The organism is Mycobacterium sp. NPDC050551 (assembly GCF_040674075.1).
Taxonomy (GTDB): Bacteria; Actinomycetota; Actinomycetes; order Mycobacteriales; family Mycobacteriaceae; genus Mycobacterium.
The window spans coordinates 905473-917640 of sequence record NZ_JBFARC010000001.1 but is presented as its reverse complement, the minus strand read 5'-3'; the positions used below and the strand labels follow the sequence as shown (position 1 = coordinate 917640).

General features: G+C 66.9%; 11 protein-coding genes. 5 read left to right on the top strand and 6 right to left on the bottom strand.

All coding sequences use genetic code 11. The features are described 5' to 3' along the window. Positions 1-15: 15 nt before the first annotated feature. From AB0K11_RS04360 to AB0K11_RS04345, 4 genes are all read right to left on the bottom strand, one after another. Positions 16-882: an LLM class F420-dependent oxidoreductase gene (locus tag AB0K11_RS04360; RefSeq protein ID WP_364972610.1), complete on the bottom strand. Its 867-nt coding sequence runs from the start codon at positions 880-882 to the stop codon at positions 16-18. Positions 883-903: 21 nt separating this feature from the next. After that, positions 904-1749, bottom strand: coding sequence for an LLM class F420-dependent oxidoreductase (locus AB0K11_RS04355; RefSeq protein WP_364972608.1), 846 nt, complete (start codon positions 1747-1749; stop codon positions 904-906). Between the two features lie 70 nt (positions 1750-1819). Beyond that, the gene (locus tag AB0K11_RS04350) at positions 1820-3325 is read right to left on the bottom strand and encodes an ATP-binding protein (RefSeq protein ID WP_364972604.1); all 1506 of its coding nucleotides are present in this window, start codon (positions 3323-3325) and stop codon (positions 1820-1822) included. A 12-nt stretch (positions 3326-3337) separates the two neighbouring features. Further along, positions 3338-5038: an FAD-dependent oxidoreductase gene (locus tag AB0K11_RS04345; RefSeq protein ID WP_364972601.1), complete on the bottom strand. Its 1701-nt coding sequence runs from the start codon at positions 5036-5038 to the stop codon at positions 3338-3340. Between the two features lie 54 nt (positions 5039-5092). Between AB0K11_RS04345 and AB0K11_RS04340 the strand changes: the two genes are divergently transcribed. After that, positions 5093-5563 (top strand): SRPBCC family protein, encoded by a 471-nt coding sequence (locus AB0K11_RS04340; protein WP_364972598.1) that lies wholly within the window; start codon positions 5093-5095, stop codon positions 5561-5563. On the opposite strand, the gene AB0K11_RS04335 is transcribed toward AB0K11_RS04340, so the two are convergent. Then, positions 5538-6485: a 3-oxoacyl-[acyl-carrier-protein] synthase III C-terminal domain-containing protein gene (locus AB0K11_RS04335; RefSeq protein WP_364972595.1), complete on the bottom strand. Its 948-nt coding sequence runs from the start codon at positions 6483-6485 to the stop codon at positions 5538-5540. The genes AB0K11_RS04340 and AB0K11_RS04335 overlap by 26 nt on opposite strands. Beyond that, positions 6469-7566 carry a 3-oxoacyl-[acyl-carrier-protein] synthase III C-terminal domain-containing protein gene (locus tag AB0K11_RS04330; protein WP_364972593.1) on the bottom strand — a complete coding sequence of 366 codons (1098 nt, stop codon included), beginning with the start codon at positions 7564-7566 and terminating at the stop codon, positions 6469-6471. The genes AB0K11_RS04335 and AB0K11_RS04330 overlap by 17 nt, the downstream gene beginning before the upstream one ends. A 147-nt stretch (positions 7567-7713) precedes the next feature. Here AB0K11_RS04330 and AB0K11_RS04325 point away from each other — a divergent pair, with 147 nt between their 5' ends. From AB0K11_RS04325 to AB0K11_RS04310, 4 genes are all read left to right on the top strand, one after another. After that, on the top strand, positions 7714-8049 hold the full coding sequence (locus AB0K11_RS04325; protein ID WP_364972591.1) for a hypothetical protein: 336 nt from the start codon (positions 7714-7716) through the stop codon (positions 8047-8049). Positions 8050-8099: 50 nt separating this feature from the next. After that, complete coding sequence (locus AB0K11_RS04320; protein WP_364972588.1) at positions 8100-9461, top strand: wax ester/triacylglycerol synthase domain-containing protein; 1362 nt, start codon at positions 8100-8102, stop codon at positions 9459-9461. Positions 9462-9611: 150 nt separating this feature from the next. Next, positions 9612-11444, top strand: coding sequence for an NAD(P)H-dependent oxidoreductase subunit E (locus AB0K11_RS04315; protein WP_364972586.1), 1833 nt, complete (start codon positions 9612-9614; stop codon positions 11442-11444). Beyond that, positions 11441-12157, top strand: coding sequence for a 2Fe-2S iron-sulfur cluster-binding protein (locus AB0K11_RS04310; RefSeq protein ID WP_364972584.1), 717 nt, complete (start codon positions 11441-11443; stop codon positions 12155-12157). Before AB0K11_RS04315 ends, AB0K11_RS04310 begins: the two co-directional genes overlap by 4 nt. Positions 12158-12168 lie beyond the last annotated feature (11 nt).

Here is a 12168-nt window from a genome sequence, read left to right as displayed (position 1 = left end):
CTCACCCCTTGCGGATCAGCTCTTGAGTCCGAGGGGACCGGCGAGCTCGGTCAGCGTGGGGATGAGCGCATCCTTGCCGCCGAGCACCTGGATGGTCACATGGTCGGCGCCCGCGTCGAGATGCTCGTTGAGGCGCGACGCGATCTGCTCCGCGGTGCCGTATGCGACCACCGCGTCGATCAGCTTGTCGCTGCCCGGCTTGGTGACGTCGTCGTCGGTGAAGCCGAGCCGCTTCCAGTTGTTCACGTAGTTGCGCAGGTCGAGATAGAACTCGACGGTCTGACGGCCGACGTCGCGCGCCTCGTCCGCATCGGTCTCCAGCACCACCTTGTGTTCGGGCGCGAGGAACACCGTCGGGCCGACCAGGTTGCGTGCCTGGCCGGTGTGCTCGGGCGTCGTCAGGTACGGGTGCGCACCCGCGCTGCGCCGCGCCGAGAGCTCGAGCACCTTCGGCCCGAGCGCGGCGATCACGCGGCGGCTCGTCGGCACCTTCGCGGCGTCGAGCTTGTCGAGGTACTCGACCAGCACGTCGTAGGGCTTGCGGTACTCATCGGTGTGCTCGGGATGGCCGATGCCGACGCCCAGCAGGAACCGGTTCGGGTACGCATCCTCGATGCGGTGGTAGGACTCCGCGACCTCCTCGGCGGACGACGCCCAGACGTTGACGATGCCGGTGGCGACCTGCAGCGTCTCGGTCTGCTCGAGGATCGGCTCGACGAACGCCAGGTCGGCCGCGGGTGATGCGCCCACCCACAGCGCCCCGTAGCCGAGCTTCTCGATCTCCGCGGCCTGTTCGGGTTCCGGCGCCCCGCCGGTCCAGACGCCGTAGCGGCCCAGTCCGGGCTTGAGCGACACACCCTCGCTCGTCGAAGCCTCACTCATACGATTCGAGTCCCTTCAGGTTCACTGCAGGCCGAGCGGCCCAGCCAGGTCGGCCAGTGCGGGCACCAGCTTGTCAGGTCCGGTCAGCACCTGCACCGGCACGTGGTCGGCGCCGGCGCCGATGTGCTGCGCGAGACGCGCGGCGATGTCGCCAGGTGTCCCGTAGGCGACGACGGCGTCCACAAGACGGTCACTACCCGGTTTTGCCAGATCCTGATCATCGAACCCGAGACGTCTCCAGTTGCTCAGGTAGTTCTGCAGGTCGAGGTAGATCTCGAGGGCTTTGCGGCCGACGGCGCGGGCACGCTCCGGATCGGTGGTCAGCACCGCCTTGTGCTCCGGTGCGAGGAACGCCTCGGCGCCGATCACCTCGCGGGCCGTGGCGGTGTGCTCGGGGGTGGTCAGATACGGGTGTGCACCCACCGACCGGTGCGCCGACAGCTCGAGCACCTTCGGGCCGAGCGCGGCGACCACCCGGCGGTCCTTCGGGACGCCGTATTCGTCGAGCTTGTCGAGGTAGTCGTTCAGCGCGGCCAACGGCTTCTTGTACTCCGAGTCGGCTTCGGGGTGGCCGACGCCGATGCCCAGCAGGAACCGGCCGGGGTAGGCGGCCTCGATGCGGTGGAACGACTCACTGGTCGGGCCAGGGGCGGCGCTCCACACGTTGACGATGGCGGTGGCCAGCTGCAGCTTCTCGGTGGCGCCGAGGATCGGGTCGATCCACTCGAGTTCCGCCGGCGGCGATCCGCCCGCCCAGATGGCGCCGTAGCCGAGCGCCTCGATCTCGCGCAGCTGCGCCGGCGTCAGCTGCGCGAATTGGGAGTACAGCCCCATGACGCCGTAACGGCCCATGTCTGGTTTGGTCATGGTGGCGACAACCTCCGGCCGGGTGAGTGCTATTCCGTTCGGCTCAGGTCGAGCTGAACTCCGCCCACGATCATTCGGTGCCTGCGGCGGAGAGTTCGCCGGGCGTCGGCGTCACCGGCGGCGGTGCCACCAGCGGCAGGCACACGATGAACCGGGTGTCGCCAGGGCGGGACTGCACCGACAGGTTGCCTGCGTGCTTCTCCACCACGATCCGCCACGCCAGGTCCAGGCCGAGGCCGGTGCCCTCGCCGAACGGCTTGGTGGTGAAGAACGGAGTGAAGATGCGGTCGACGATGTCCTCGGGGATGCCGGGGCCGTCGTCGCAGATCTCGACCCGGATCATCTGCTCGCTCTCGCGGCTGGTCCGGATGGTCAGGGTGCCGTGCCCGTCCATGGCCTGGATCGCGTTGTCGATGATGTTGGTCCACACCTGGTTCAGATCGCCTGGATAACAATGCAATTCGGGCAGCGTCTTGTCCATCTCCTTGACGATGGTGATGGGCCTGCCCTTGCCCTGATGGCCGATCTTCTCGCCGAACATCATGATCGTGCTGCGGAGCAACTCGTGCACGTCGGCGCTCTGATAGGAGCCGCGATCCATCTGCGAATACTGCTTGGCCCCCGCGAGCAGCGCCGAGATGCGCTTGCTGGCCTCGGCGATCTCGTTCATCCGCAGTTCGTTGTCGATGGTGTACTTCAGCCACCCGACCGCGGCCTGCAGCGACGCGGTGGCGTCCACCTCGTCCACTGAGGTGAGCACCTTCTCCAGCCAATCGGTGTCCAGGCCGGCCTCGACGAAGGTCGGTGCGTAGTCCCAGGCGCCGACGATGTCGTGGTTCTCGAGCCAGTCGCCGATCGCGTCCTCCCGATCGGACGCCTCGAGCGCCGACAGTTCGACGCCCCGGTTCTTGGCCACCTGCTCGGCGACGTCGTCCTGGATGCGGACCAGCACGCGCAGCGCTTCGGGGGAGAACTTGCCGTCGGCGAGCATCGACAGCTTGTGCCGCATCTTGCCGACCGTCTCTCTGAGGTCGGAGACGGCCCGCGCCGTGGCGGCCGCCGGATTGTTGAGCTGGTGCGTCAGGCCCGCGGTGATGGTGCCCAGCGCGAGCAGCTTCTCGCGCTGCCCGATGATCTGACTCTGCCGCCTGCCACCCACGAGGTGACCCTCGAGCAGGTGTACCGCCATCGGGAACTGGGTCTGCATGAAGCGGGCGAAGTCGTTCGAGTCCAGCACGAAGCACCGCGACGGCTTGGTCAGCCGCACCGAGGCCTGGTAGCTCTGCTCCTCACCGGGGATGTAGGCCGACCACGCGCCGAAGTACACGCCGCGCTGCGAGGTCCGGTTGGTCTGGATGTCGACGCCACCCGAGCGCTTCGACATGATCAGCTCGCCGTCGATCATCACGTAGAAGCAGGTGGCGGGCTCGCCCTCCATGCTGATCGGCCCGGCGGGGAAGGTCTCGATGTGGCCGGCCTGGCAGAGGATGTCCAGCTGCTCATCGGAGAGGTCCTCGAAGAGGAACAGCGTGCGGAGTTCCTCGCGCACGCACTCCTCACCGTTCTGTGAGCCCATCGGACTTCCTTCCTACGCTTCCGCCAGGTAGCGGTGCACCAGCATCACGGCCATCGAACCCTCGCCGACGGCCGCCGCCACGCGCTTGGCGGATTCGGAACGCACGTCTCCTGCAACGAACACTCCGGGCACACTTGTTTCCAGGTGGTGGGGCGGGCGTTCCAGCATCCATCCGCTGACCTTGGTCACATCTGGTCCCGACAGGATGAAACCGTGATCGTCGCGGGCTATTCCCGCTTCCTCGAGCCAGTCGGTGCGAGGGGTCGCGCCGATGAAGCAGCACATCCGGTCGCAGTTCACCGTCTCGGTCTCGCCGGACTGCCTGTCGATCAGGACGAGGCCGGCCAGGTGACCGTCCTCGGCCAGGGTGTCCTTCACCTCGGTGCAGGTGCGCACCCGGATGTTGTCCTTCTTGAGGATCCGGTCGACGAGGTACTGCGACATCCCCGCCTCCAGCGACGGCCCCCGGATCAACATCGTGACCGACTTTGCCGTCTCGGCCATGTACATCGCGGCCTGCCCCGCCGAGTTCGCGCCGCCCACGATGTAGACGTCCTCACCCTGGCACTCGCTGTTGTCGGACACCGAGGCCCCGTAGTAGACGCCGCGGCCGACGTAGTTGCAGTCCGGGTCGTCGGGATCGTCCCAGCAGCCGGTGATCTGGAGCTGGCGGTACTCGACGCCGGTGGCGAGGATGATGGCGCGGGCGCCGATGGTGTTGTCCGGCAGGCGAATCGAATGCGCGGCGCCGATGCCGTTGACCTCGAGCCGGCCCGCCTCCTGCGTGGTGATCACCTCTGCGCCGAAGCGCTCGGCCTGCCTGCGCGCCGACGTGGTGAGTTCGGCTCCGGAGACGCCGGTCGGGAAGCCCAGGTAGTTCTCGATCTTCGAGCTGCGGCCGGCCTGCCCGCCCGTCGACGACTTCTCGATCAGCACGGTCCGCAGCCCCTCGGACGCGCCGTACACCGCGGCCGCCAGCCCGGCCGGGCCGCCGCCGATCACCGCGAGGTCGTACATGTCCAGCTGCGGGGTGGTCGACAGGCCGAGCAGGGTGGCCAGCTCGGCGTCGGTCGGCTCGACGAGCGTCTCGCCCTTCTCGGTGATCACGACCGGCAGCCGGCTGCCGTCGACGCCCGCGGCATCGAGGAGCTGTCTGCCCTTGTCGTCCTCGGCGTTGATCGCGCGGAACGAGTACTCGTTGCGGGCCAGGAACTGCCGCACCTGCCATGACCGCTCGTTGTACCGGTGCCCGATGACCTTGGTGTACGGCATCGCCCGGTCGCCCACCGCGCGCCACTCCTCGAGCAGGCCGTCGAGCACCGGGTAGAGCTTCTCCTCCGGCGGATCCCATGGCTTGAGCAGGTAGTGGTCCAGGTCGACGACGTTGATCGCGTCGATGGCGGCGTGGGTGTCGGCGTAGGCCGTCAGCAGCACCCGGCGCGCGAGCGGGAAGAACTCCATCGCCTTCTCGAGGAACTCGATGCCGCTCATCTGCGGCATCCGGTAGTCGGCGACGAGCACCGCGACGGTGTCGCCGCGCAACTTGAGTTCCTTGAGGGTGTCGAGGGCGTCGGCGCCGGATTCGGCACGCACGATGCGGTACCGCTCGCCGTAGTGGCGGCGCAGATCCCGCGCGACTGCGCGTGACACCGCCGGGTCGTCGTCGACGGTGAGGATCGCAGGTTTTCGGTTCTGGTGATCAGGTCGCGTCATCACCGGTAATTATGCGCCGGTCGTCCAGCGGATACCGGGTCGTACGCTGCCAGCGTGACCGATCTCGAGTTCTCCGACGCGATCCGTGTGGCGCTCCCGCCCGAGCGGGTCTACGCGCTGGTCTCCGACATCACCCGGATGGGGGAGTGGAGTCCGGTGTGTAAGGCGTGCTGGTGGGAGGACGGCGGCGGTCCGAATGTCGGGGCGTGGTTCGTCGGCCGCAACGAGACCCCGGAGCGGACCTGGGAGACGCGCAGCCAGGTGGTGGCCGCCGACGAGGGCCGCGAGTTCGCCTGGGAGGTGAACGACGGCTGGGTGCGCTGGGGCTTCACGATGGCCGCCGAGGACGATCCGGCGGGCACGCTGCTCACCGAGTCGTGGTCGTTCCTGCCCAAGGGCATCGCCGGCTTCCACGAGCGGTACGGCGAGGCGGCGGAGGCGGAGATCGCCAAACGCAGCGACGCGGCGAAGAGCGGCATCCCCGCCACGCTGGCCGCGATCAAGCGGACGGCGGAGTCGGGCTAGCGCTCTCCCGTCGGGCGCCCGATTGGGGGCGGATCCAATCGCTGCCGGCGTTGACCGATGCCCGATACAGGGCGGCGCCGGCGGTGACGCCCGCGCCTGCGGCGATCAGAAGAGTCGAGCCGCCTGGCCGCACCGGGTCGGCGTTCTGTAACCCCGCGACCAGAGCGGCCGTGTGCATCCTGCTGTCGGCTGCGACGGTGATCCGATCCACCGAAATGTCGAGGCGTGTGGCCAGCGCAGCCCGGTATCGCTCGCGGGCCGGAGCGGCGATGATCTGGTCGACTTCGTCGAGTTTCAGTCCGGCATCGCGCAGGCAGCGACGGGCTGCCTCGGCGCCCGCGGTGGCGAATTGCTCGTCCATCTCCGGAGACACAGAGAATCGGAGGATGTTCCGCGAGTGGTCGAGTCCCACCGTGGCGCGGAAGTTCTCGCCGCCGTCGGGCACGTTCACCCACTGCACACGGCCGAGTCCGCGCTCGTCATCGCGCCAGCTGCACAACATGGCCGCCCCGACGGGTGAAAACGGAAAGCGCACGCTACGCCTGCGTCCCGGGTCGGCGTCACTGGCGACGACGAGAGCGCACCCGATCGTGTTCGATCGCAGGAATCCGTCGGCGATCTGCAGTGCGGTGAGCACGCCGCAGGCACCGTTCGCGACGTCGAAGGAGAAGGTTCCGTGACCGCCGTCGTGTGGATCTTCGGCGTTCGCCCCGATGTCCTCCTGGATGAGCGCCGCGAGCGCGGGCTCCGCCAGGTTGCGGTCGCGATAGATCCCGGCATTGATCAGGAGGTCGACCTCGTCGGCTCTTCGTCCGGCCTGGCGGAGGCATGCCTTCGCCGCCGACACGGCGAGGTGAAGCGCGCTGCGCCGGGTGTGCCACCTCCGCGCGGTGACCTCGAGGCTCTCAATGACGGTGCCCATAGCGACTCACCATCTCCTCGTCGAGGGTGAAGAGGACCACGCCGATCTCCAATCCCGATGCCAGTGCGACGAGCGCGACGGATTCACCGGGCCGGATGTGACCGGCCTCCAGTTCATCGACCAGGGCCACGGTGTGGGTGGTCGATGCGGTGTTGCCGTAGTGGTCGACGGTGACCACGGCGTCGTGCCGTGGGCCTTCTCCGAAGGATGCGGTGATGGCAGCCATCCCCTTACGTATCGCACGGGCCGATGTCTGATGCGTGATCACGTGATCGATGTCGTGCATGGCCATGCCCGCGGCATCCAGGAACTCGTGCAGCAGATAGGGCGTGTCGGCGATGGCGGCGCGTTGGATGCCCCGGGAATCGGTGAACATCCGGGCCCCGGGATCGTCCCCCTTCGGGTAGGCCAGGCAGAGCCGGCTGTGGTCGGCGACCGTGGTGAAGCCGGCGAGGCTGATGCCGGCGGAGGTCGGCGAAACTCGTTCCAGCAGAAGGGCCGCACCTGCATCGCCGAGCGTCAGGCAGGCGAGTTCCTTACTCATGATGGTCCGGATGTGCCGCGCGGCATTCTGGCCGAGTTGGGAAATGTACTCACCGCTGACCACCAATCCTCGCTGCACGGTTCCCTGACGAATCCAGTCGTTGAGAACCGTGACGCCGGTGAGCATTCCGGCGCAGGCATTGGACAGGTCGAAGGTCATGGCATTCTCTGCCCCGATCGCACGGGCGACAGCGCTGCTCATCGTCGGCTCGACCCACTGGGTGAGGCCTCCTCGGAATTTCGTTATGCTGCAACTGATCACCACATCGAGCGTGGCGGCATCCTGATGTGCCGATTCCAGGCAGTCGAGTGCGGCGGCGGTGGCGAGGCTGTAGGAGTCGTCGCCTCCGTCTGAGACGCGGCGCTCATGGATGCCGGTCAATCGCTCGAGGTCGATGTGCGTGTCGTGCCGGGTGGTCGCCATCAACTGATCGGTGGTCAAACGGGATGTGGGTAGATGCCGCCCGGCCGCGGCGATCCGGGTGCGGTACGGCGCCGGAGGTCCGTCGCCTTCCATGACCAGCCAGTGCCTGCGCATCCTTCGACCTCCTCGAATCCGAGCATCGGCGGTTGTCACGAACCTCGACAGAGGATTTCGGCCCTAACGGTCCGTCTTCTGAGGCACCGACGAGGGGACCGTCGCCAGGTGCGCGGGGTCTTTCGCCGGTAACGCACGACGCCGGGGATGGATAGCGTCGATCCCGGCACTACCGAAACCACTACGAAGGGAACCGAGATGGTTCAGACCGTTGAAGCGCAGCCCGAGGCAGCGCAGTCCGTGGATCTACTCGACGACGTCCGCGATGCCGCGAAGGCCGGCCAGCATGCCACGGCCGAGGCGCTGCGGGCGTTTCGCCAGTCACTCGACGAGGCAATACCAGAGGCGGTCCAACCGCTTCGCACGAAGATCGTCGCCGCCGCGATCGAGCTGGCCGACAAGCTCGTCGACGCGCAATATGACCTCAACCGCAACCTGATCCGTAGCGCGGACCGTGCGCTCGGCAAGTCCGGCGGCGACTAGGGCCGGAACCCCTCGATGCTGCGTGAGCCCACATTCGTGCCGCGGTAGACATGGCTGACTTCTTACAGAACAGCGATGCATTCGTCTGGTCGATCGAATCCGACGCTCGGCTGCGGTCGACCATCGTCACCTTGGTGGTGCTCGACCGCACTCCGGATTGGCCGGAGCTCGTCAACCGGTTCGAGCAGCTCGCCCGACGCGTACCTGTGTTCCGGCAGCGGGTGATCACGTCGCCTGCGCCGCTGCCCCCGCGCTGGGACTCCGATCCGGAGTTCGATCTCTCCTACCATCTGCGACGGGTGACCGCCTCCGCCCCGGGGACGGTCGACACGCTCCTCGAGATGGCCCGGATCGCGGCGGTGGCGGACTTCGATCGCACACGCCCGTTGTGGGAGGTGACGCTGATCGACGGCTTGTCCGACGGCGGTGCGGCGCTGTTGTGCAAGCTGCACCACGCGCTCACCGACGGGGTCGGCGCCGTCGAGCTCGGGGCCATCCTCTATGACGACACCGAGCGGTACGAGACGTGCCAGGTCCGTGACATGCCTGCACCGGTGCCATGTACCGCCCGTGGCTGGTGGCAAGGCGGACTATGGGACGGGACCGGCCTGGCGGCGGGCGCGGTATCGGCGGTGTGGAACGCAGCCCGGGCTACGGTGGCAAGCGGGATTCGCCAACCCGTCGGCACCATGACATCCGCATACGACACGACAGCCTCGATATACCGCACCATGCGTCCGATGGCACAGCCGGGATCGCCGATCATGCTCGTGCGGAGCCGAAGTCGGCGCCTCGCGATACACGACGTACCGAAGGACACCCTGCACCGGGCGGGTGGTGTTGCCGGCGGTACGGTGAACGACGCGTTCCTTGCTGCGGTCGCCGGAGGGCTGCGCCGCTATCACGAAAAGCATGGCGTCACGGTCGGCGATCTCACCGTCACGATGCCGATCAGCATCCGGACAGCGGACGACCCGCCGGGCGGCAACCGGGCGACGCTGATGCGATTCGGGGTGCCTGCCGGCATCGTCGACCCGGCTGACCGAATCCGGGTCATTCACGACCGGGCGGGCGAAGTTCGGCACGAGAAGTCGTTGGCTCACACTGAGCTCATCGCCGGCGGATTGAACCTGGCCCCGCTCTGGTACGTCAGTTCGGTCCTTCGCAATGTCGACTTCGTCGCCAGCGACGTGCCGGGCATCCCGATACCGGTCTTCCTCGCCGGGGCCAGGGTACGGAGTCAGTATGCGTTCTCACCCACGATCGGCGCGGCGTTCAACATCACCCTGCTGTCGTACGTCGACACCTGCGCTATGGGCATCAACGCCGATACTGGAGCAATCCCCGATTTCGACGTCTTCCTCGACTGTCTGCTCGCAGGATTCGACGAGGTGCTGGCGCTGGCCGGCTGAATGGTGGCTGACGCTCGCGGAGGCCCCGCCCGGTTAGCCGGGATCAGGTACCCAGGTCGAGGACCAAAGCCTCCACGAAACGTGCGCCTGCGGGCCTAGCGTGTAATCCAGACGGCCGGTCACTTACGGCGGGAGTTGCGAATGAGGAGCATGCCGGCAGATCCGCAGTCATACGGCGCGTCGGTCGAGGACGTCCTCCGGCGCCACCGCCACGACGGAACGCGGCTGCTCGACATCCTGCGGGACGTGCAGCAACTCTTCGGTCACATTCCCGACGACGTCGTGGCACTCCTGGCGCCCGCGTTGAATCGGTCGCCGCTGGACATCGTGGAGACGGCCTCCTTCTATCACTTCTTCCACCGCAAACCATCCGGCCGGCACCGGATTTATTTGAGCAACACTGTGATCGCCAAGATGAACGGATACCGGGCCGTTTACGACGCGCTCGAACAGCAGACCGGGGTCCGCTTCGGCGGAACCGACTCTGCGGGCATCTTCGGCCTCTTCGAAGCGCCGTGCATCGGGCTCAGCGATCAGGAACCGGCGATGCTGATCGACAGGGTGGTGTTCACCCGCCTGACGCCCGAGTCGGTTTCGGGCATCGTGGCACAGTTGAAGGCAGGCAGAACCGCCGCCGACATCGCCAATCCAGCGGGCCTGGCCGACGGCGGCGTCTCCTACATCGACACCCTGGTCGAGTCCAACGTCCGCACGCACGGGCCGGTGTTCTTCAGCGGCCACACCGACTACGACGTCGTCCTCAAGAGCTGCCTCGCCGACGGTCCGACGCGGACGATCGACACGATCACCGAGTCCGGGCTACGCGGATACGGTGGCGCAGGCTTTCGGACCGGACTGAAGTGGCAGATGTGCCGAGCCGCTCCGGGTGACGACAAGTACGTCATCTGCAACGCCGACGAGGGTGAACCCGGCACGTTCAAGGACCGGGCGCTGTTGACCCGCTCGCCCGACGACGTGTTGGTGGGGATGATCATCGCAGCCCACGCGATCGGTAGTAGACACGGAATTCTCTATCTCCGCGCTGAATACGTCTACCTCGAAAACTATCTGCAACGCCGACTCCAGCAACTCAAAGACGACGGGCTCTTGGGACACGACATCGGTGGCCGACCCGGATTCGACTTCGACATCCGAATCCAGATGGGTGCCGGTGCGTATGTCTGTGGCGAGGAGTCGGCGCTGATCGAGTCGTGTGAGGGTAAACGGGGGACGCCGCGGCTCAAACCGCCGTTCCCTGTCCAAGAGGGCTATCTCGGCAACCCCACGTGCGTCAACAATGTCGAGACCTTCGCCGCCGCGACCCGGGTCATGGCGGAGGGTGCCGAATGGTTCCGCCGCATGGGCACACCGGCCTCGGCAGGCGCGCGCCTGCTGAGCGTCGCCGGCGACTGCGACCGTCCCGGCGTCTACGAGGTCGAGTGGGGTATCACCCTGGATGAGGTGCTGACCCTCGTCGGCGCGCGGGATACCCGCGCGGTGCAGATCAGTGGCCCGTCGGGCGAGTGTCTGTCAGTGAGGGCGGACGGCCGACGCAGCATCGCCTACGAGGACATCCCGTGCAACGGTGCTGTCACCATCTTCGACGGCACCCGTGACCTGCTGGACTGCGTCAAGGACTACACGACGTTCTTCGCCGACGAGTCCTGCGGGATCTGCGTTCCGTGCCGCGCGGGAACCGTCGCGCTCCGCGACAAGATCGGACTCGTCGTCCACGGCAACGCGGTGCAGAAGGACCTCGATGACGTCGTCCGCTGGGGTGCACTCGTGGCGGCAACCAGTCGGTGCGGTCTCGGGGCCACCGCGGCCAACCCCATTCTGAGCTCCATCGAGAAGTTCCCCGAGGACTACCAGAGCAGGTTGCGCACGCAGCAGCAGACGCTGCTGCCCTCCTTCGATGTCGACGCCGCCCTGGCGGGTTACGACACCGCACGCGCCGTGTCGGCGCCGGACGGGACACCGTGACCGTCCGCATCGACATCGACGGCGTCGCAGTGTCAACCGATGAGCACCGAAACCTGGTCGACGTCGCTGCCGACGCCGGTGTCTACATCCCCACGCTGTGCTATCTGAAGGACAAGCCGTGCCTCGGAACGTGCCGGGTGTGCTCGGTCAAGGTCGATGGCACGGTGGTCGCGGCGTGTACGGTCCGAGTCTCGGACGGCATGAACGTGAAGGTCGATGAACCGGAAACCGCAGATCTCCGGAAGGCGCTGGTGGAGTTGCTGTTCGCCGAGGGCATCCACAATTGTCCGAGTTGCGAGAAGAGCGGCCGCTGCACGTTGCAGGCTGTCGGCTACGAGGTGGACATGGTGGTCTCTCGCTTCCCGTATCGCTTCCCGGAAAGAGCCCGCGACCACGTTTCGGAGAAGATCTGGCTGGAGCGGGATCGGTGCATCTTCTGCCAGCGGTGTGTGGAGTTCGTCCGTGATGAGGCCACCGGTGAGAAGATCTTCAGCATCAGCCGGCGTGGCGCCGAGTCCCGGATCGAAGTCGACACCGACCGCGCCGACGCCATGCCGGTGGAGCAGGTCCGCTATGCGGTCGAGATCTGTCCGGTCGGTGCCATCCTCGAGAAACGTGTCGGGTTCGACGTTCCGATCGGCCGGCGCAAGTTCGAAGTCGAGTCCATTCGGAAGCGGGCACTGGACATCTCGGACGAATACGGCGCACCGTGAGCAAAGACATT